Annotated in this window: 18 protein-coding genes; 11 read left to right on the top strand and 7 right to left on the bottom strand. The window is 67.1% G+C overall.

The window, feature by feature from the left end; genetic code table 11:
- The first annotated feature begins 142 nt into the window (after nucleotides 1–142).
- From tilS to M9921_03795, 10 genes are all read left to right on the top strand, one after another.
- On the top strand, nucleotides 143–1,516 hold the full coding sequence (tilS, locus tag M9921_03840; GenBank protein ID MCO5295967.1) for a tRNA lysidine(34) synthetase TilS: 1,374 nt from the start codon (nucleotides 143–145) through the stop codon (nucleotides 1,514–1,516).
- A gap of 71 nt (nucleotides 1,517–1,587) precedes the next feature.
- Entirely contained in the window at nucleotides 1,588–3,528 is a 1,941-nt protein-coding gene (gene ftsH, locus M9921_03835) for an ATP-dependent zinc metalloprotease FtsH (protein MCO5295966.1), read from the top strand.
- Between the two features lie 51 nt (nucleotides 3,529–3,579).
- Nucleotides 3,580–3,939, top strand: a complete 360-nt coding sequence (locus tag M9921_03830; GenBank protein ID MCO5295965.1) for a tetratricopeptide repeat protein — start codon at nucleotides 3,580–3,582, stop codon at nucleotides 3,937–3,939.
- A gap of 31 nt (nucleotides 3,940–3,970) precedes the next feature.
- Nucleotides 3,971–6,214, top strand: coding sequence for a YfhO family protein (locus tag M9921_03825; protein ID MCO5295964.1), 2,244 nt, complete (start codon nucleotides 3,971–3,973; stop codon nucleotides 6,212–6,214).
- A 109-nt stretch (nucleotides 6,215–6,323) separates the two neighbouring features.
- The gene (locus tag M9921_03820; GenBank protein MCO5295963.1) at nucleotides 6,324–6,551 is read left to right on the top strand and encodes an ATP-dependent Clp protease adaptor ClpS; all 228 of its coding nucleotides are present in this window, start codon (nucleotides 6,324–6,326) and stop codon (nucleotides 6,549–6,551) included.
- Nucleotides 6,539–6,856, top strand: coding sequence for an ATP-dependent Clp protease adaptor ClpS (locus M9921_03815; GenBank protein MCO5295962.1), 318 nt, complete (start codon nucleotides 6,539–6,541; stop codon nucleotides 6,854–6,856). The genes M9921_03820 and M9921_03815 overlap by 13 nt, the downstream gene beginning before the upstream one ends.
- Nucleotides 6,857–6,925: 69 nt before the next feature.
- Nucleotides 6,926–8,179: a histidine--tRNA ligase gene (hisS, locus tag M9921_03810; GenBank protein ID MCO5295961.1), complete on the top strand. Its 1,254-nt coding sequence runs from the start codon at nucleotides 6,926–6,928 to the stop codon at nucleotides 8,177–8,179.
- Nucleotides 8,176–9,048 (top strand): hypothetical protein, encoded by an 873-nt coding sequence (locus M9921_03805; GenBank protein ID MCO5295960.1) that lies wholly within the window; start codon nucleotides 8,176–8,178, stop codon nucleotides 9,046–9,048. The genes hisS and M9921_03805 overlap by 4 nt, the downstream gene beginning before the upstream one ends.
- Nucleotide 9,049: 1 nt before the next feature.
- Entirely contained in the window at nucleotides 9,050–9,757 is a 708-nt protein-coding gene (locus M9921_03800; protein ID MCO5295959.1) for a hypothetical protein, read from the top strand.
- Nucleotides 9,754–10,158 carry a J domain-containing protein gene (locus tag M9921_03795; protein MCO5295958.1) on the top strand — a complete coding sequence of 135 codons (405 nt, stop codon included), beginning with the start codon at nucleotides 9,754–9,756 and terminating at the stop codon, nucleotides 10,156–10,158. The genes M9921_03800 and M9921_03795 overlap by 4 nt, the downstream gene beginning before the upstream one ends.
- A gap of 66 nt (nucleotides 10,159–10,224) precedes the next feature.
- Here M9921_03795 and M9921_03790 read toward each other — a convergent pair whose 3' ends face one another.
- From M9921_03790 to pyrF, 3 genes are read right to left on the bottom strand one after another with little or no spacing between them, the layout of a single operon-like run.
- The gene (locus tag M9921_03790) at nucleotides 10,225–11,649 is read right to left on the bottom strand and encodes a DNA photolyase family protein (GenBank protein ID MCO5295957.1); all 1,425 of its coding nucleotides are present in this window, start codon (nucleotides 11,647–11,649) and stop codon (nucleotides 10,225–10,227) included.
- Between the two features lie 44 nt (nucleotides 11,650–11,693).
- A complete protein-coding gene (locus M9921_03785; GenBank protein ID MCO5295956.1) occupies nucleotides 11,694–12,722 on the bottom strand; it encodes an A/G-specific adenine glycosylase in 1,029 nt (342 codons plus the stop codon).
- Nucleotides 12,719–13,435 (bottom strand): orotidine-5'-phosphate decarboxylase, encoded by a 717-nt coding sequence (pyrF, locus tag M9921_03780; GenBank protein MCO5295955.1) that lies wholly within the window; start codon nucleotides 13,433–13,435, stop codon nucleotides 12,719–12,721. Before pyrF ends, M9921_03785 begins: the two co-directional genes overlap by 4 nt.
- A 76-nt stretch (nucleotides 13,436–13,511) precedes the next feature.
- Here pyrF and M9921_03775 point away from each other — a divergent pair, with 76 nt between their 5' ends.
- Nucleotides 13,512–14,948: an aldehyde dehydrogenase family protein gene (locus M9921_03775; GenBank protein ID MCO5295954.1), complete on the top strand. Its 1,437-nt coding sequence runs from the start codon at nucleotides 13,512–13,514 to the stop codon at nucleotides 14,946–14,948.
- 45 nt (nucleotides 14,949–14,993) lie between these two features.
- Here M9921_03775 and ugpC read toward each other — a convergent pair whose 3' ends face one another.
- The 4 genes from ugpC to M9921_03755 are packed head-to-tail and all read right to left on the bottom strand — an operon-like array spanning nucleotide 14,994 to nucleotide 19,329.
- Complete coding sequence (gene ugpC, locus M9921_03770) at nucleotides 14,994–16,142, bottom strand: sn-glycerol-3-phosphate ABC transporter ATP-binding protein UgpC (GenBank protein MCO5295953.1); 1,149 nt, start codon at nucleotides 16,140–16,142, stop codon at nucleotides 14,994–14,996.
- A 22-nt stretch (nucleotides 16,143–16,164) separates the two neighbouring features.
- On the bottom strand, nucleotides 16,165–17,727 hold the full coding sequence (locus M9921_03765) for an LTA synthase family protein (protein ID MCO5295952.1): 1,563 nt from the start codon (nucleotides 17,725–17,727) through the stop codon (nucleotides 16,165–16,167).
- On the bottom strand, nucleotides 17,720–19,096 hold the full coding sequence (locus tag M9921_03760) for a class I SAM-dependent methyltransferase (GenBank protein MCO5295951.1): 1,377 nt from the start codon (nucleotides 19,094–19,096) through the stop codon (nucleotides 17,720–17,722). Before M9921_03760 ends, M9921_03765 begins: the two co-directional genes overlap by 8 nt.
- Nucleotides 19,093–19,329 carry a hypothetical protein gene (locus M9921_03755; GenBank protein MCO5295950.1) on the bottom strand — a complete coding sequence of 79 codons (237 nt, stop codon included), beginning with the start codon at nucleotides 19,327–19,329 and terminating at the stop codon, nucleotides 19,093–19,095. The genes M9921_03760 and M9921_03755 overlap by 4 nt, the downstream gene beginning before the upstream one ends.
- Between the last annotated feature and the right edge of the window lie 87 nt (nucleotides 19,330–19,416).

Here is a 19,416-nt window from a genome sequence, read left to right as displayed (position 1 = left end):
CCTGTGTCGCGTTTGGGTGGGGACGCACGCAGGAAGGCCCCGCGCAAGTCCGGTTGCTGGCTGGTCCCTTGGGAATACCCCATCGACCACGGCATTGGGTGCCCCGCATGGGCATTTTGTGCGCGATCGGTAGAATCGGCCCATGCTCGAGCGCTTTCGCGCGCACCTGGAGTCGTCCCAGCTCATCGCCCCGGAGGATCTCGTATTGGTCGGCTACAGCGGCGGACCCGATTCGACGTGCCTCCTCGATCTGCTGGTCGCGCTCGGCGTGCCCGTGGTGGCGGCCCACCTCCACCACGGACAGCGGGAAGAGGCGAAGCGGGAGATGGAGCGCTGCCAGGCGTTCTGCGCCGAGTTGGGCGTCCCGTTCTATCCCGGACGCGCGGATGTCCCCGCGATTGCGAAAAGGCAGGGGATTGGGCTCGAAGAGGCGGGGCGGAACGCGCGCTACGAGTTCTTCCGACAGGTGCAGGGGCTTGCCCACACCACCCTCGTAGCCACCGCGCACACCCGCGACGATCTCCTCGAGACGGTCTTGCTGAACCTGTCGAGGGGAACGGGCCTGCGCGGGCTGGCGGGCATTCCCGAAGCGCGCGACGGCATCGTGCGCCCACTCCTGAAGTTCACGCGCGCGGAGACGCGCGCGTACTGCGAAGCCAAGGGCTTGTGGACCCACGACGATCCGTCCAACGAGGATCTCGCGTTCGCGCGCGCCCGCGTCCGCCACCGCGTGCTTCCCGAGCTGCGCCTTTGCCACCCCGGATGCGACGAGGCGATCGAACGGATGGCGCGCCTCGCCGCAGAGGAGGATGCGCTGCTCGATTCGATGGCGGCGGCGGCCCTGGAACGGTGCGAACTCGAGCCGAACGGTCCCTTGCGCTTTGTGGCCCAGGACGCGGAGGTGGTGCTGGACCGGATGCGGTTGGCGCACGTTCCGAGGCCGCTGCTGCGCCGAGCGGTTCGGCTCGCCGGGGCCGTGGTGGGCGGCACGTTCGCGTACGAGCACGTCGCGCAGGTCCTCGAGGGGCTCGGGCACGAGACCCTGGGAAGCGTGACCGCCGAGGACGGCGCGGCCGTGGCGGAGTGGGACGAGGCGACCCTCCGGGTGGCGAGCACGCGCGAGCCGATGGCGGCCAGGGCCACGCTTGCGACCCCTGGGGAGACGGCGAGCGAGACGTTCGGGTGGCGGTTCGCGATCGACCGCGGTCCCGTCGAGGTCGATCCCCTGACGGCTTGTTTCGACCCTGGAAAGGTGCGGGGAGAGCTTCACGTGCGGCCCGCCCGACCCGGCGACGCGATCGAGTGCGGCGAGGGGAAGAAGAAGGTGAAGGACCTGTTTTCAGCGGCAAAGCTGTCCAAATCGGCCCGCCGCCTGCTGCCCATCGTCTGCGATTTCGTCGGTCCGGTTTGGATTCCCGGCCTGCGCGTCTCCACCCGAGTCCGGGCGGATGCCCGCGCCCAGGATGCCTTGCGGATTCGGTTTGGTCCGCTTTTGGGACCCTCCAGCCATAATTAGAGAGAAACGTGGCGGGCGCGCGAAGCGTACGCTAAACAAGGAGACGCGACTCGTCGCCCTCCGGAGGCCCTTTGAACAAAGCAGCAAAAACGCTCTTCGCATCCGTCATCTTCGTCATCGCCATCATCTTCGCCATGAACCTGTTCAGCGGCGGGGCGTCGACGTTGATTGGCGAGAAGCCCAAAGCGCTCCAGCTTCCCGACCTCATCAAGGAGATGACGAACGGGAACGTCGAGGAGGGGGTGTGGCAACAGGATGAGATCTCCGGCACGCTCACGGACGGAACGAAGTTCGTCGTCAGCGTCCCGAGTCTCGAGTCTGCAGGCTCGACGGCCATCCAGGAGCAAATCCTGAAAACGGGAGCACCCATCAAGTACGAGAGGCCGCCGATCAGCCAGGGGCTCATCGGCATTCTGTCGATGCTTGCGGTCCCAATCCTCATCTTTGCGCTGCTGTACTTCTTCGTGATCAAGCCGGCGCAGATGGGTGGAAGCCAGGCGATGAGCTTTGGTCGGAGCAAGGCCAAGCGAGCCGGCGAAAACAGCCCCAAGGTGACGTTCGAGGACGTGGCGGGCATCGACGAGGCCAAGCAGGAGCTGTTCGAGATCGTCGACTTCCTGAAGAACACCAAGAAGTACGCGGCGTTGGGAGCGAAGATCCCCAAGGGCATCCTCCTCACGGGTCCTCCAGGCGTCGGCAAGACGTATCTGGCGCGCGCCATCGCTGGCGAGGCGGGCGTGCCTTTCTTCCACATTTCGGGCTCGGACTTCGTCGAGATGTTTGTCGGCGTGGGCGCCGCGCGCGTGCGCGACCTGTTCGATACCGCCAAGGCCCACCGCCCCAGCCTGATCTTTGTCGATGAGATCGACGCGGTCGGGCGCCAGCGCGGCGCCGGGCTCGGCGGAGGCCACGACGAGCGCGAACAAACCCTCAACCAACTTCTCGTCGAGATGGACGGCTTCGATCCCAACAGCGGGGTGATCCTCATCGCGGCCACCAACCGGCCCGACGTGCTCGATCCCGCGCTGCTTCGGCCGGGCCGCTTCGATCGGCAGATCGTGGTGGATGTGCCCGACGCCAAGGGGCGGGCCGAGATCCTCTCGATCCACTCGAAGGGCAAGCCGCTCGATTCGGGCATCGATATCGACGTGTTGGCCAAGCGCACGCCCGGGTTCACCGGCGCCGATTTGGCGAACATGCTCAACGAGGGCGCGCTGCTTGCTGCGCGCCGCAATCAGTCGAAGATCCACCAGGAAGACCTGGAGGAAGCGCTCGACCGGGTCGTGGCGGGTCCGCAACGCAAGAGCCGCGTGCTGGACAAGAAGGAGCGCGAAGTGATCGCCTACCACGAGGCGGGCCACGCGATCATCGGCGAGCTGTTAGAGAACTGCGACCCCGTGCACAAGGTGACGATCCTCCCGCGCGGCATGTCGCTCGGCTCCACGTGGTCGGTGCCTCTGACGGACAAGTACCTGGTGAGCGAACACGAGCTGACGGACGACATCACGGAACTCCTGGGTGGCCGGGTCGCCGAAGAGGTCGTGTACGGCGAGGTTTGGACCGGCTCGAGCAACGACTTGGAGCGCGTCACCCGCATCGCACGAGCGATGGTGTGCCAGTACGGCATGAGCGAGAAGCTCGGCACGCTCGCTCTCGGCAAGCGGAGCAGCAACCCGTTCCTTGGCCGCGACTACCACGACGAGCGCAACTACTCGGAAGACGTGGCGAAGATGATCGACGAGGAGGTCCGGTCGATCGTGGACGGCTGTCACCGACGCGCCACGGAGATCCTCACGGCCAACCGGCCGAAGCTCGACGCGGTCGTGCAGGCGTTGCTCGAAAGAGAGTCCTTGAACCGCGAGGAGTTTCTCGCCGTGCTCGCCGGGGAGACGCTCCCGGAACTTCCGCCCGTCGCGAAGCCTGTGGACACCGACAAGGACCCGGAGATCGTGGCGGAAGCGGATCGAAAGCCGAAGGGTTCGCCCACGCGGCTTGAACCCGGTCCGGCCTAACTCCGTATTTTGCATAGGGTGGGGGCGTGTGATATACTGCGCCCACCCTCAATGGCTCAGACCATGGACACCGCGACGACCTACCAACGAGGCTACGAGCTCCGCTGCGAGGGTCGTTACGAAGAGGCCAAGACGGAGTTTCGGAAAGTCTTGGCCGCAGAACCCTCCCACGCCGACTCGACGTGGCAGATGGGCTTGATCCAGGGGTTCGAGGGTGATTTCGACGGTTCGCTGACCACCTTGCGGGAGCTGGTCAAGGCTTATCCCGATCACCTCAAGGCCCGTTACGATTTGGCGATGACCGCCATGATGCTCGGCGAATCCGATGAGGCGTGCGGCCACTTCCGGTTCATCCTCTCGGTCGACCCCGACCACGAAGAGGCGCGCCGCCAGATCGAGTACTGCCCCTAGAGCCCCTGTTCGGCGCGTGTATGATCTTCGCATGAGTCGAGTGCGCGCGTGGTGGCCCGTCCTGGTGCTCGCCCTCGTGCCGCTGATTCCCCTGTGGCGCGCCGTGTTCCTTGGCGAGGCCATCGGCCCCTGGGACCAGATTCGCCACATGGCGCCGTGGAAGGGCCCTGCGCCGGCGCAACCGTGGGACGTCCTGCAAGCCGATGCGGTCCTGCAGTTCGCGGGGTGGCGCTCGATGGTCTTCGAAGCGTGGGGCTCGGGGCAGATCCCCGCGTGGAACCCGTATTCGCTGTGCGGCACGCCGCTTCTCGCCAACTCCCAGTCCGGCGGGTTCTATCCGCCCCACATCCTCCTCGGCCTGCTGCACGTGCCGCTGGTGCCGGCCTTGACGCTTCTCGCCTGGTTCCACCTGTTCGTCGCCGGCCTCGGGATGCGTCGTCTCTGTCTTCGACTGGGTGGGGAGGAGTGGGGCGCCGTCTTGGGAGGCGTGCTGTTCGCCACGTCGACGTTCCTGATCGCATGGACGGCGTTGCCGAGCGTGGTTTCAACGTGCGCGTGGATCCCTTGGGTGTTGGCCGGAGTCGCGTTCGTGCAGCGCGACGGCTGGCGCAGAATCCCGTGGGTCTCGGTCCCCGGCGCGATGATGCTGCTGGGCGGGCATCTCCAGTTCGCGGCCTATGGGCTGATGGCCGCGACCGTGTTCGCGCTGTGGCGGCCGCTCGGCGAATGGCGAACGGCCGCCGCGACGCTGGCGGCTCTGGCGTTCGCCGGATGCCTCGCAGCCCCGCAGTTGCTTCCCACGATCCGCTTTGGCGAGTTCTCGCATCGCCAAAACGCGCCGACGGCGGAAGGGTACGACGCGTACGCGGCAGGCGCGTTGCAGCCGATGCACGCCATCGGCCTCGTCTACCCGCCGCTCCTGGGGATGCCGACGGAAGGCATCGCCATGGAGGGTTCTCCCGGAACGCAGTTGCCGCTCTTCTGGCCCGCGTTCGCGCAGCGCGGGGCGAACTTCGCGGAATCCGCGCTCGGTATCGGTCCCCTGGTGCTTGCGCTGCTGTTCGTTCCGGGGCTCTTTCGCAATCCCCAGGCGCGGACCGGCGGGATGGCGGCTCTCGGCGTCCTTGGGCTGCTGCTCGCATTCGGCAGCCCGTTGGACCGCGTGCTCTACTTTTTCGCGCCGGGATGGTCGGCCACCGGTTCGCCCGGCCGCGCGGGCGTCCTGTTCGTGATCGCGGCGTGCGCGCTCGCGGGTCTGGCGGCAAGTGCCGGAAAGGTTCGGGAGGGGAAGGGTCTTCGGGGTCCCATCGGGGCCTTGGCGTTGGCGACCCTGGTGTCGATCGCCGGGTTGCGGCTTCTCGTTCCCACCTTGGGCGCGTGGGTGCCCGGCGGCAACGGTCTCGTCGGCCAGATCGCGGCCGAGGGCACACCCCCTTGGCTCGCAGCCTCCCTCTTGGCGTGTCTCGGGACCTTGGCCGCGGTCGTGTTGTGGACTCGCGGCAAGGCGGTGTCCGCCACGCTGCTCCCGGCGGCGATCCTCGTCCCGATCGTGCTTGGCGCAGGCACCCTGCTTCGCACCTCGGCGGATCCCAATCTCCGCGAGGCCGTGCCCAAAACGACGGAGAGGATCGCCGTGGTGAACGCCCAGTGGGAGCTCCTGACGCCCGCCCCCGCGCTGCTGCCGCCCAACACGGGCGTTCTCTCCCGGCTGCACGAGGTGAGCGGGTACGACTCCCTCCTCCATCGGGACACGGTGGCGATGCTTCGGGAGATCGATGGCCAAGATCCGGCGCCGCCTACAAACGGCAACATGATGCTGATCAAGCCTGGATTCGACGAGGAGAAGCTCGCCGACGCCGGTGTTTCGCAGGTTTGGGAGCCGCTGCGGCCCGACGAGGCCGCGCCCGCCGTCCGCATCCGGATGCTGCAGACGCAGGGGCGGGCGTTCACGCCCCAAGGCCCTGCGAAGATTCTGGACGAGGGTTACGACTTCTTGGTGGTCGAGGCATCGGGTGCCGGACCCTTGGTGGTTCGGGATCGGAACATGCCGGGTTGGAGCGTCGTGGTGGATGGCGTGCCGAGCGATCTCAAGGGGGGCCGGTGGCGCGAGGTGGAGTTGCTGAGCGAAGGGAACCACCGGGTCGTGATGCGCTACACGCCCCCGGGCCTCCGCGAGGGAACCGCTCTCGCCGGGGGCGCCCTCCTGGTGCTCTTGCTGTTGACGGCGTTGGGCCGCCGAGGGGAGATCACCCAGCCGATACCCGTTGTACAATAGGCTGAAGGGGGGTGGCTCGCGCGCTGTCGAGCCGCGTCTGGCATCTATGGAGAAATCGGCGCTTCAACCTGCACATGAGACCACGGGCGGCGGTCGTGGCGACCGCTGGATGGTGGTCATCCACAACAACGACCACAACTCGTTCGACGAAGTGATCGACGCCCTGATTCGGGCGACGGGCTGCGGAGTCGAGGAAGCGTCGATCGAGGCGTGGGAAGCGCACCACTACGGCAAAGCCCCCGTTCATTTCGCCGAGCAGCAGGAGTGCTCGACCGCCGCGGTGGTCATCGCGCGGGTCGGAATCGTGACGGAGGTTGTGCCGGAATGGACCGACTGAATCTCTTCGCGATGGCGGGCGCGGGCGTGATCGAGAAGCCCGAGGTCCAGCCGACGGACGGCGACACGAAAGGCGAGGGCTGGCTCGTGACCGTCTACAACAACGACGTGAACACGTACGAGGAGGTCATGGTCATCCTCATGGTCGCCACGCACTGCTCAGCGGACGAGGCGTACATGGAGGCCTGGGAGATCGACCACCTCGGCGCATCGGTGGTGCATCAGGCGGACGAGGACGAGTGCCGCACCGTGGCCGAAGTGATCGCCACGATCGGAATCCGAGTCGAAGTGAGCCAGCAACCGTAGCAAAGGGCCCTGTTCCGGGGCTGGGTGCCACGCCCGCTTGACGGGCGTGCCATGCGCCACAATAGCTCTATGCGATTTCAGGCCCCCCGCGGCACCGAGGACGTGCTCCCGGGCGACTCTTACCGACGCCGGCGTCTGGAAAACGAGTTCCTGGCGTTGGCGGAACGGTACGGCTATCGCGAGATTCGAACGCCCGTCTTCGAGGACACCGAGCTGTTCGTGCGCAGTTCTGGCGAGACGAGCGACATCGTCACCAAGCAGATGTACACGTTCCTCGACAAGGGGGACCGCAGCCTCACCCTCAAGCCCGAAGGCACGGCGCCGGCGATGCGGGCCGTGATCGAGCACAACCTGTGTCCCCCCGGGTCGGTGGCCCGCCTCTCCTACGTGACGCAGATCTTTCGGTACGAACGGCCGCAGAAGGGCCGGTTGCGGCAGGCGCACCAGGTGGGCCTCGAACTGGTCGGCAGCGAGGCGCCGGAGGCCGACGCAGAGGTGATCGAACTCACGGTTCGCTTCTACGAGCGACTGGGGCTCGAAGCCACGGTGCTCCTCAATTCGCTGGGCCGCGAAACGTGCCGCGCAGCGTACCGAGAAGCGCTGCTTGCCTTCGCCAAGCCTCTCTTGCAGGACCTTCCCGAAGAGGTTCGGGCGCGTGCCGAAGCCAATCCGTTGCGGCTGATGGACAGCAAGGACCCGAAGATGATCGCCGCGATGGCCGAGGCCCCGACGATCGAGACGTGTTGGGAGCCCGAGGCGCGCGAACGCCACGAGCGGGTGGTGGCGTTGCTCGACGAAGCGGGCGTGCGCCACGCGTTCGAGCCCGCCCTCGTCCGGGGGTTGGACTACTACACCGAGACCGTCTTCGAAGTGCAATCCGAGGCGATCGGGGCGCAGAGCGCGCTTTGCGGCGGCGGACGCTACGACGGCCTCGTCAAGGAGCTCGGAGGGCCCGCCACGCCCGCGGTAGGCGTGGCGATGGGGATCGAACGCGCGCTTCTGGCGATGGAGGCCGCGGGGGTTTGCTGGAGCGAACCCGGAGCCGACGCCTTCGCGATCGCGATGCCGGGGTGCGAGGGCGCGCTGCGCGACCAGGTGCGCGCGCTTCGTGCCGACGGGATCCGGGTGCTGGTGGACCTGGAGGCACGCAGCTTCAACGCGCAGCTTCGGCAGGCGGGGAAGAGCGGGGCCCGGTTCGCGATGATCCTGGGTGACGACGAGTTGGCCAGCGGGACAGCGACGTTGCGCGACCTCGCCTCGGGCGAGCAGCGGCAAGTTCCGTTCGACGAGGTGGCGCGGACGCTTCGGGAGACGATCGGTTGAGAACGGCGCTTTCCCTTTCGCTGCTCGCGACGGCGGCCTGCGCGGTCGCGCAGAGCCCGGACGTCGTGATCCGGATGGATTTGTTGCCCACCTACCGGTCCGAAAGCCGGCACGGGTCGTCCTTCCGCTTCTACGATGCGATGGGTCGGCCGAGCACGGCGGGCCTCTCGCTGATCCTCGAACCCGGGTTTCGCCTCACGGTGACCGAGCGCCTTCAGCCCATTGAGGACGATGCCGACGAGGATCAGATCGAAGAGTACTACCTCGAGGACGAGGGCGTGTGGCGGTTGGGCAAGCAGTACCTGCCGTTCGCCCGAAACGGGCTGCTGCGCGAAAGCGTGTTGGCCGCCCGGGCGGACACGAACCTAGTGCTCGAGGGGCTTCCCATCGCGTTGGCGGCGTGCGATGGCGGCGCGGGCCGTCCCCGAGGCGTGATCGGGCGGTTGGGAACGCGCATCGGCGTCAGTCTGGCCGTCGGGCAGAATTTCGGCGTCTCGTCCGGGTCGTTCACCGCGGTGCGCCGCCCCGAAGAGGGGCCGGGTAGGGGCCGAGGATACGGGCAGTTGCTTGGTTTGGACGCCTGGCGACGCATCGGCTCGTTCATCTTCTCCGCCGAATGGATCGCGATGCTGAATCCCAGCTCCGAACTCGACGAGGACCGCAACGTGGCCGACGTCGTGGTCACCTACGAGCTTGCGAAAGATCGCTGGTACAAGGTCGCCTGGAGTCGCGACTCGCTCCAAACGCCGAGCTTTTTCCGGGCCGAGGGCTCGATCCCCATCCAGCACGGGGCGTGGCTGCAGCCGATCGTCAAGGTGCGCGGGTCGCGCGTGACCGACGTGGCGGTGACCGTCCGGGTGAAGTTCTGACATGAAGGCGCTTCTTCGCCCCATCGTGATCCCGTGGCTGGTGGTCACGGCGGCCGGGGCCGTGTTTGGACAGCCGCTGGTCGTGGCCGGCGGCTTGGTGGCGACCGTCTTCGCGCTGATGGTGACGGTCATGCATGACGTGAGGGCTCGGCGGGAGGAGTTGGGTTTGGATTCCTTGTCGCCACAGGACCGATCGACGCTGGTGCCGATCCGGCGCTTGCGCGAGCAGCTCGAGGCCCTGGTGGCCGGCAACCGCGGCAGCCCTTCGCTGGCGGTGATCGGGCCAGAGGCCGTGGAGGAATCGCGCCGCATCTTCGCCCAGTGCGTCTCGCTTCTGCAACTGCAACGCCAGATCCGCGATGCCCTGAAGGAGCAGAATGCGGAAGCCGAAGTCCGCGCGTTGGAGGCGAAGGTGGAGGCCGCGACGAGCGACGGGGAGAGGGCCGCGCTGCAGTCCGCGCTGGACGCGCGCCGCCTCGAGGCCACGCACTTCGCCAAAATGAAGGAAGCGCTGCAGACGGCGGAAGGGGGCATCACGCAGGCCGAGGCCGCCCTTTCGGAAATCAAGGCGCGACTGTCCGTGGCGGTGACCGACGATGCGCTGAGCGACTCGTCGTCGGACGATCTGCGGGAGACGCTGGGGCGGCTCAAAGCGCTCAGCAAAGGATTCGAAGAGGCGGAGATGTTTCTCAAGGACCAAGTGGAATGAGTACGGGCAAGCGAGCCTACGACCTGTTGCGGGGCTACGTGCACCGCGAGTGGGAGCGCATCCAGGGAGTTGCGGAGTCGGACGCCGAGCGCGAGCTCGAGGAGTCCGTGCGGGCGCCTGCGCCCGAACGCTCCGCGCCGGCCGAACCGCGCACCCCGGTCGAGCGGAACGCGCGCGCCCGCAAGTTGCTCGGGGTGGGACCGAAGGCCTCGTTCGGCGAGATCCGCAAGCAATTCGAGAGGCTCGACAAGCGATGCGATCCCGAGAACTTCCCGGCGGGCTCCGCCGAACGTCGGGAGGCCGCGGAGCTGCAGCGGCTTGCCCGTTGGGCGTACCAGGTGCTTGGCGAGGACGTGGACGCGACGGAGAAACGCTTCCGCTCGCTCGAAATCGAGCCGTAGGTTCGGCGCTGCCCCACGCACGCCCGACGAGCGGGCGTGGCACCTCGTTGGACTTGGCTGCCGGGGTTATCCGGCTCCCGTGCTTCTTCGGATGTCCTCGTAGGCGTCCAGGGCGTCGCGGCGGGCTTGGGGGTGGTCCACAATCGGGAGCGGGTAGGTTTGGCCGAGTTGGACGGCCGCTCCTCGGAGAACCTCCTCCGGCGCCTCATGGGGGCGGTGGATCCAGGTGTCGGGCATGGGCGCCAGTTCAGGCACCCAGCGCCGCACATACGCGCCGCTCGGGTCGAACTTCTCCCCCTGGGTCGTCGGGTTGAACACGCGGAAGTAGGGCGCCGCGTCCGCGCCGCATCCCGCGGTCCACTGCCATCCCAACGTGTTGTTCGCCAGGTCGGCGTCAACCAACGTGTCCCAGAACCACTCCGCGCCCCGCTGCCAGGGGATGAGGAGGTCCTTGACCAGGAACGACGCCACGACCATTCGGGCCCGGTTGTGCATCCACCCGGTAGACCACAGTTCGCGCATCGCCGCGTCGACGAAGGGAAAGCCGGTCTGTCCCTTCCGCCACGCCTGAAAGGCCGCGTCGTCGTCGCGCCAGGGAAAGCGCGCGAACTCGTGTCGGAGGGGCACTTCGGGCGTGTTCGGGAAGTGCCAGAGAAGGTGGTGGGCGAACTCGCGCCAACCGATCTCGGAAAGGAAGACCTGGGCGTCCCGTTCCGAGCACGCGGCCACGACCTCCCGCACGCCGATCTCCCCGAAGTGCAGGTGCGGCGAAAGGCGGGATGTGCCGGGGAGGTCGGGTCGGTTCCGCTCCTCGGCATACGTGTCGAGGGGACCGCCGAGGAAGGCTTCCAGCGCCTGCATCGCGCCCTGACGCCCGGGTTCCCAGGCCTCGTGCAGTCCCGCATCCCAACGCGTGCGCGGCATCAATTCGAGATCGTCAAGGGCCAAACTCCCTGGCCAGGATTTCGGGCAGGGAATCGTCTCGGGCTCGTCGGCTCCCGCGGCGGGCAAGCCCTTCGCCAGGCACGCTCTCCAAAACGGAGTGAATACGCGGTAGGGCTGGCCCTCGGCGGTGGCGATCGTTCCCGGTTCGAAGAGCAAGCCCGATTGGAACGACTCCAGCGCCACGCCGTTCAGGGCAAGCGCCTCGCGGACGGCATCTTCCGCCGCTCGTTCCCCGGGTTCGGATCGGCGCGAACAGAGGACGTGGCTTGCCCCCGTCTCCCGAGCCAGGGCGACCAGTTCGCGCGAAGGGTCGCCGGAGCGAAGCACCAGACGGGAACCGCGTCCGCGCAGCGCTTGGTCCAGACGCTTCAACGAGTGGTGGAGCCACCAGTTCGAAGCGGCGCCGGGCGCCCACCTGTCTGCCGACGCGAACGGGGCGACGAACACCGGAACGATCGGCCCACGCGGTTGCAGCGCCGCTTCGAGCGCGGGGTGATCCGCAAGGCGCAGGTCGTTCCGAAACCAGAGGATTGTCGTCGGCGGCATCCAGCTCCGAGTATGGCGGGAGGCCCTTGCCGCGCGAGCAGGGGTCAGTCGAGGCCGAGCAGCGCCAGTGCACGCCGAAGGGTCTTGCGCTGCGGCGCGGGCATCGCCAGCGCCTCCAACTCGCTCCGCGTCACCCAGCGCAGCGCTTGCGCACGGGCGTCGCAGCGCACGAGCGATGCCTCGAGCACGACGCGGTGGCGCGTCACCGTATGGCGGAACTCGCCCAGGCTCTCCGTCCACCCTGCGCCGACCCGTTCGCGCAACTGCGCCTCGGCCGCGGCGCGATCGTCGGTCGCGTCCTCGCGCGGGAACTCCCACATGCCCTCCCACCACTCGCCCGCAGGCACCTGGCAGACGCCGAAGGCTCCGGACTCGAATGGCACCCAGCAAACGTGGGTACGAAGCCGCACGCTGGGGGTTGTTCGGGCCACGGGGAACTGCTCGACGCGCCATGATTGGCGCGCCGCACAGGAGGGTTCGAGCGGACAACCCTCGCACCGGGGTTTGGAGGGTGTGCACACCGTCGCGCCCAGCTCCATGAGCGCCTGGTTCCAATCTCCGGGCCGATGGGGGTCGAGATTGCGTTCCGCCCACTCCCACGCGTGCCGATAGAGGGTCGGCCCCGTCTCGCCGCACGCCGTCGTTCGCGCGAACACGCGTTCGACGTTCCCATCGACGACGGCCGCGCACTCTCCAAAGCAGATCGAGGCGATCGCCCCGGCCGTGTAGCGCCCAACCCCGGGCACCGTGAGCCAACCCTGCGCGCTGGTCGGGAGTCCCAGCGCGACGATATAGCGAGCCCCGTTCAAGAGATAGCGGCAACGGCGGTAGTATCCGAGACCCTGCCACAGCGCCAACACGTCCTGCTCGTCCGCGGCGGCCAACGCTTCCACGGTGGGGAACCGGCGCATCCATCGCTCGTAATAGGGAAGCGCCGTTGCGATCTGCGTCTGCTGCAGCATCACCTCGCTCACCCACACCGGGTACGGCTCGCGCGTCCGGCGCCAGGGGAGGTCTCGACCGTTGGCGTCGTACCAGGCGAGGAGGGCTTTCCGGTCTTGCTCGCGAATCAAGGCGCGCTTTCGGTTTCCAGCAACCCGAGATTGGCCAGAGTCTCCTCGACGTCGTGGCTGCCGGTGAGGGCGCGTCCGATGACGAGGTAGTCGGCCCCGTCCTCCAACGCCTGCCCGGCCGATCCGACGCGTCGCTGGTCGTGCGAATCGAAGTTGGGCGGGCGAATCCCCGGCGTGACGATGATGCCGGAGCGGCCGATCCGCGAGCGCACCGCCGCCACTTCGTGCGGCGAACAGACGACCCCGTCGAGTCCGCAGTCGATGCCCAACTGCGAGAGATAGACCATCTGCTCTTCGAGCGTTCGCTGAACACCCAGGTGGTCGGAAAGGACGTGCTGGTCCAGCGATGTCAGCACGGACACCCCCACGAGGAGGGGAGCCTGCTCCTGCGGACAGTTGCGCGCCTCCAACACGGCGGCGCTCATCATCGCGGGGCCGCCCACGGTGTGGAGAGTCATCATCCAGATGTTGTAGTTGGCCGCTTGGCACACGGCCAGGGCGACCGAGTTCGGGATGTCGTGGAACTTCAGATCAAGGAACACGCGGCTTCCACCCGCGTCCTGGATGGCTTTGACGACGTCCAAACCGTGGGGCAACGTCAGGGCGTGCCCGACTTTGAACGCCCCCACGTGGTCCGAGAGTCGCCGCACGGTCGCCACGGCTTCGCTGAGATCCCCGGTGTCCAGGGCGCAGATCACTTTTCGAACCATCATCGCGTGTTCTCCTCCGATCGCATCTGCCTCCATTATTCGCCACTCGGGCCGGTCAAAGTGCGGTTCAATGGGTGACATGACCCATTGCGAGATGCTGATCGACGGTCACCTGGTGGGTGGCGTATGCGATCAGGCCGTCGGAAAGCAGGTCGTGACGGCGCCTTTCGACGGGCGCAGGATCGGTACCGCAGCCGAGGGGGGTTGGAACGAGGCGAACACGGCGCTCGATGCGGCCGTGGATGCGTTCCACACCTTCCGAAGGAGCACCCGACGCGAGCGGGCGACTTTGCTCGACGCTGTTGCACGCCTGATCCGGGAGCGGAGCGCCGAACTGGTGGAACTGCTCACCGACGAGGTGGGCAAGCCGATCACGTGGTCGCGCGGGGAAGTGGACCGCCTCGCCCTGACGTTCGACCTCGCCGCCCGACTGGCGCCCCTTTACGGGCAGGAGAGCCTCCCTTTGGATTTCGATCCGAGAGGTGTCGATTACCGCTGTTCCGTCGAGCGGTTTCCCATGGGCGTCGTGCTGGGCATCGTCCCGTGGAACTGGCCGTTCAACCTCGCGGCGCACAAGATCGCACCTGCGATCGCCACGGGGAACACCGTCGTGCTGAAACCGTCGCAACAGTCCTCGCTCTCGACCCTGGCCCTTGCGAAGCTCATCCACGAGGCGGGCTGCCCTCCTGGCGTGTTGAACTGCGTCAACGTGTCCTCCTCCATCGCCCAGCGCATGGTCGTGGACCCGCGCGTGGCGGTGGTGAGCTTCACGGGTTCGCCCGCGGTGGGCTGGATGTTGAAGGAACTGGTACCCGAGAAGCGCGTGAGTCTCGAACTCGGGGGCGACGCGTCGGCGATCGTGTGCGCCGATGCGGATCTGGAGTTCGCGCTGCCTCGATTGGCCGCGGGCGGTTACGGGTACGCCGGGCAGGTGTGCATCTCGGTCCAGCACGTTCGGGCCGAGAGTCGTTGCTACGAGTCGGTTCGGGATCGACTCGCCCAGTGGACCCGCGATTGTCCGACCGGCGATCCGCGCGACGAGTCGGTGGTGTGCGGACCGCTCATCTCGACCGAAGCGGCAGACCGCGTGATGGAGTGGATCGGGGAGGCGGTGGACAAGGGCGCGCGCGTGCTGGCGGGCGGCACGCGCGACGGCAACGTGGTCGCGCCGACTCTGATCGAAGGGGTGCCGCCGGACACGCGGCTGGGATGCGAGGAGGTGTTCGGCCCGGTGCTCACCCTACAACGATTTGAGGAGTTCGGCGAGGCCTTGGAGCAGGTGAACGCCTCGGATTACGGCATCCAGTGCGGGGTCTTCACGCGCGATCCGGGCCGGGTCGAACGCGCGTTCCAAACCCTCGAGGTGGGCGGCGTGATCGTGAACGACTTCCCGACGCTCCGGTTCGACAACATGCCCTACGGGGGCGTGAAGCGCAGCGGGTTCGGCCGCGAGGGCGTGCGGTACGCGATGGACGAGATGACCGAGCCGAAGGTGAAGCTCGAGAAGTTGAGCTGAGGGGCCTTTCGGGTGCCGCGCCCGCTCGGCGGGCTTGCGAGCAAGCTAGCGGATGGCGGCTTCGGTCTCCGTGTCGAACACGTGGATCTTCGACAGGTCCAAGGCGAAATCCGCGTCCGCATCCATCTTCACTTTCGTGTCTGCGTCGAGGCTGGCGAGGATCGACAGCTCGCCGACGCGGAGGTAGGCGACGTACTCGTGGCCGAGGGCTTCGAGCAGCTCCACCTTGGCGTGCAGGGTGTTGCCGGCATCGACCTTGAAACTCAGCGGAAGGGCCGGGTCGTGGATCGATTCGGGACGGATGCCAACCACGACGCTGCGGTCGGGCATCGAGGCGGCGGGGTGGTCGCTGGGCAGCGGAAGTTGGAACCCGCCGCAGTCTAGATGCGCGACCGAACCCTGGAGCCGCACGTGCGCGGGGATGAAGTTCATCGGGGGCGAACCGATGAATCCCGCAACAAAGAGGTTGGCGGGCTGGTTGTACACGACTTCGGGCGTGTCGCACTGCTGCAGGACGCCGTCCTTCATGATCGCTATACGCTGACCCATCGTCATTGCTTCGACCTGGTCGTGCGTCACATAAATCGTTGTAATGCCTAACGATCGGTGGAGTCGGATCAGTTCGGCGCGGGTCTGGATGCGCAGCTTCGCATCGAGGTTCGAGAGCGGTTCGTCCATCAAGAAAACCTTAGGTTTCCTAACGATTGCCCTTCCCAGCGCCACGCGTTGGCGTTGGCCGCCCGATAGCTCCTTCGGCCGGCGGTGCAGCAGCATCTCGATGCCGAGCATTTCGGCGGCCTCCTGGACGCGGCGGTCGATGTCGGCTCGGATCCGCTTCGCCTCGGCCATGTGGCCCATCTGCCAGAAGAACCCTTTCAGCTCGCGGAGGCGCAGTCCGAACGCGATGTTGTCGTACACGTTCATGTGCGGATAGAGCGCGTAGTTCTGGAAGACCATCGCGATGTCGCGGTCTTTCGGAGCCACGTCGTTGACGCGGGTCTCGCCGATGAAGAGGTCGCCTTCGGTCGCTTCTTCCAAGCCGGCGATCATGCGCAGGGCCGTGGTCTTCCCGCATCCCGAAGGGCCCACGAGCACCATGAACTCCTTGTCTCGGATGTCGAGCGACAGTCCATCGACCGCGCGGACATCCTTGCCAAAGATCTTCGTGACTCCCTTGAAAGCTACGCCAGCCAACCGTGACCTCCTACCCGACGCATTATAGCCCTGCCTCCGTTCTTCCCGGAAGGGCGGGGGTCAGACGCTGGGAGACATCCACGAACTTGAGCGGTTCGGACCATGGCGCGTAGTAGGATCGGTCGGGCCCGTTTGGAATCGGAGTCCCGAGCAGGAACCCGAGGACCAGGCGCCACGTGTTGACCGGGGAGATGGAGGGGTAGAGCCGGGATCGCAGCTCCTCGGGCACGTAGTACGCGTTGAGGATGCCGAACGCTTCGTCGAGATCCGAGTTTCCCAGGGCGTCTTGGTTGAGGAGCGACTTTGGGCCGTGGTCGCCTTGGAGCACGATGATCGGGCGTTGGCCCCGACCCTGGACCAAGCGGTCGATCGCTCTCAGCGTCTTCTCCGCGATGTACTGCGCCTGCTCCCGATAGCCGTCCCGATAGGTCTCGACGTTACCGAGGACCGCCATGTAGTGGTTGCCGTCCCAGAGCCCGAACGGTCCTTTGGGGCGCACCTCCTCGCCGTGCGCGCCGAAGACGAACGGAGGGTGCGGCGCGAGGATGTGTACGAGGATGAAACGCGGCGCGGCGCTCGGCGAGCCGAACTCCGCCAGGTGGTCGAAGGCCGCCCGCAAGAGGTCCCGGCGCTGATCGAACTGGGAGATGCGGCTCGCGTTGCTGCGCCGAAAGGGGGTCTTCTCGAGCAACGCGTCCAGGAAGAGCGCGTTCCCTCCTTCAAACCCCAGCACCAGGTCGGTTCCCTCGAACCTCAGGGCGGGGAACCCGGTCGTGATCGCGATCGTTTTGTATCCGATCGACTTGAGTCGGCGGGAGACTTCGCTGTGCTGGATCAGCCCGTCGAGAATGCCGCGCGCCTCCTCCATCGTGGGACCCGGCGGGACGAGATCTTGGATGTAGTGGAGATTGAGCGTCGAGGCGAGCGACAGTTCGGTTTGGCTGTAGTTCGAGTGGGCGTTCTGCGCCACGTAGAAGCCGCGCCGACGCAGGGCGTCGACGAACTCCTGGTTCGAGAACCCGTAGAGCCGCTCGAACGTGTCGGTCCGCCCGTACCCGTCGAGCACGATCAGCACGACGTCGGGAAGCGGGCCGGCGGGCTTCTTCGCCGCGGATGTGCCGGGAGTCGGGTTCGCATGCAGGTGCTTGCCGATCGAGACCCGCGTGACGGCGATGCTTCCCAGGGCCAGCGAGCACATGGCGAGTCCGGCGACGTTGAGGAGGCTTGTGGTGGCGGCATAGGCGCGTGCGAGCCGAGCGGCCCCCCAGGCCGCGAGTCCCGCAAACAGGGCCCAGACCGCGATGCCCAAAGGTCCGTCGTCGGACCAGCCGCACGCGGTGACGAGGGGACCGTACGCGAAGGTCGCGAACACCGCCGCCGATGCGGCGGCCGCGCCCCGGCGCGCGCTGTGCGTGAGCCAGGAAACGGCTCCCCACACGACCGCAACGGCCAGCAGAATCGCCGCCGCCGGCTTCACCACCGCGGGCCACGCGATCAGGGAGACGTTGGCCGCATAGACCGCAAGGGGGGCGTGCAGGGCGAAGAACGGCGGGTGCACCGCGCGCGGCCCCGCGGTGTCAGCCATGCCGCTCCATCAGGAACAGGGTGCGCTCGGAACCGTCGATCCGCTGGTGCCGCACCGTGTCGAAGCAGCGGGCGAACGCGTCTCGGAAGCCCTCCTCGGTGTACCCCTCGTAGATGTCCGGGCGTGTCGCCAGCAGCCGCTGCACCTGGGAGTCCGACTTCGGGACGAACTCGATGATCAGGCGCGGCGCGAGTCGTGCGAAGAACTCGGCGAGCGCGGGGAGGGGGACGTTGTTTCCAATGGCAAGGTGGTGGACGAGCGCGAGCGCCATCGCCAGATCGGCGTCCGCCCGGTCAAGCAACGACTCGCGTTCGGCGAGTCCCCAGCCGATCGCCGGGCTGGGGTTGGTGAGATCTTGCACGAGCGGCAGCACGTTGGGGACCTCCTGCTCGCGAACCGCAAGGTAGTGGCGTTCGACGGCGCCCGGGTCGATGTCCCACGCCACCACCCGCGCGCCGCTTTGCGCCGCCAAAGAGCTGAACTCGCCGGTGTTCGCCCCCAGGTCCCAGATCGTCGCCGGCGCCGGAGACAGCGCAGCGATCCAATCGGAGACCAGCCGCCGTTTTTCGCCGAAGGCATCGGCCGAGTAGTTCGTGCTGCCGTAGTAGTCGGCCCAGACCGTCGATCCGGGGTCCCAGTGAAGGCCCTCGATCGTGGAACGGAGGTGGTCCACGAGCCCCAACGCGGCGTGCTCGCCGACGGAGGCGGACTGCGGGCGCGGGGTTCCATCGGCCTTCCGCTCCGCGCTTGCGTGGGCGTGAAGATGCAGCGTCAAGCCGGGTTTGAGGCGGGTCTTGCCGGGCAGAGACGCCGACGCCAGGTCCAACGGCACGCCATCGAGGAACGTTCGAGACAGCAGCCCCGCGTCCGGCGACACGTACGCGGCCATGGCAAGCGGCGCCAAGAAGTGTCGGCAGAACTGGCGGTAGGCCCGCCACGGGCTCCCCGGGTCGCGCAGCTCGAAGGAGAGTGTGTCGATCAGGATCGGCCGGCCCCGCAGAAACTGGATGTTGTACGCCGAGGCGTCCTTCAACGTCATCCCGGCCCGCAGCGCGTGCTCCTGGATGTCCAGTGTGGCGAGGGCGGCGTCCTTGAGCTGGCTGAAGCACCACTCGTAGGGTTGAGACCAGAACGGCACGCGCTCTGGCCGAAGCACGGCGACGGCCCCCGGGGTGGGCGAGCGGGCCGCGTCCACCTCCTCGTGGGGGATCAGCAGGCCAAGCTCTTGGAGATCGCGCAGCAAACCGCTGGATCGCAGAGCCGCCCAGTGCGCCGAGTAGCTCGCGTCAACATGCCGGTAGAGGACGCCGTCTTCTCGGAAGACGTAGCCCGACGGATCGCGAAACGAAGCCGGAACGGCTTCGATCACGCGTGCTTTTTCTTGCTGTTTCGTGCGGCGGCCGGCTTCGCCTTAAGGCCCAGGTGCGAAGCGAGGTTGGCCCAAAAGCCTCGAAAGACGAACAAGGCTCCGAGGATCCCCGAGATGGCGGCCTGGAGGAACATGCTGCCCGTCCCACTGTCGATGTAGGCCGAGGCAGGGGTTGAGAGAGTGAAGAGAAACAGCGAGGCAATCACCAGTGCAAACAAGCGCGAAAAGTTCATGTCGATTCACACGATACGGGGTGGCCATTAGGTTTTGATGAGGAAGAGGCCCACCTCCCGTTCGGGCCATCCGTCATCAGGCCACCT

The sequence above is a fragment of the Fimbriimonadaceae bacterium genome (genome assembly GCA_023957775.1).
Taxonomy (GTDB): Bacteria; Armatimonadota; Fimbriimonadia; order Fimbriimonadales; family Fimbriimonadaceae; genus JAMLGR01.
The sequence above is the reverse complement of the archived record's forward strand: the minus strand, read 5'-3'. Positions and strand labels throughout refer to the sequence as shown.

Bases quoted from the DNA above. Each gene is read 5' to 3' on its own strand.
- M9921_03755 (MCO5295950.1), bottom strand. From the start codon at position 19,329: ATGAACTTTTCGCGCTTGTTTGCACTGGTGATTGCCTCGCTGTTTCTC.
- M9921_03800 (MCO5295959.1), top strand. From the start codon at position 9,050: ATGAAGGCGCTTCTTCGCCCCATCGTGATCCCGTGGCTGGTGGTCACG.
- M9921_03825 (MCO5295964.1), top strand. From the start codon at position 3,971: ATGAGTCGAGTGCGCGCGTGGTGGCCCGTCCTGGTGCTCGCCCTCGTG.
- pyrF (MCO5295955.1), bottom strand. From the start codon at position 13,435: ATGATGGTTCGAAAAGTGATCTGCGCCCTGGACACCGGGGATCTCAGC.
- M9921_03765 (MCO5295952.1), bottom strand. From the start codon at position 17,727: ATGGCTGACACCGCGGGGCCGCGCGCGGTGCACCCGCCGTTCTTCGCC.
- M9921_03815 (MCO5295962.1), top strand. From the start codon at position 6,539: ATGGACCGACTGAATCTCTTCGCGATGGCGGGCGCGGGCGTGATCGAG.
- M9921_03830 (MCO5295965.1), top strand. From the start codon at position 3,580: ATGGCTCAGACCATGGACACCGCGACGACCTACCAACGAGGCTACGAG.
- M9921_03790 (MCO5295957.1), bottom strand. From the start codon at position 11,649: ATGCCGCCGACGACAATCCTCTGGTTTCGGAACGACCTGCGCCTTGCG.
- M9921_03820 (MCO5295963.1), top strand. From the start codon at position 6,324: ATGGTGGTCATCCACAACAACGACCACAACTCGTTCGACGAAGTGATC.
- tilS (MCO5295967.1), top strand. From the start codon at position 143: ATGCTCGAGCGCTTTCGCGCGCACCTGGAGTCGTCCCAGCTCATCGCC.
- M9921_03795 (MCO5295958.1), top strand. From the start codon at position 9,754: ATGAGTACGGGCAAGCGAGCCTACGACCTGTTGCGGGGCTACGTGCAC.
- hisS (MCO5295961.1), top strand. From the start codon at position 6,926: ATGCGATTTCAGGCCCCCCGCGGCACCGAGGACGTGCTCCCGGGCGAC.
- M9921_03775 (MCO5295954.1), top strand. From the start codon at position 13,512: ATGACCCATTGCGAGATGCTGATCGACGGTCACCTGGTGGGTGGCGTA.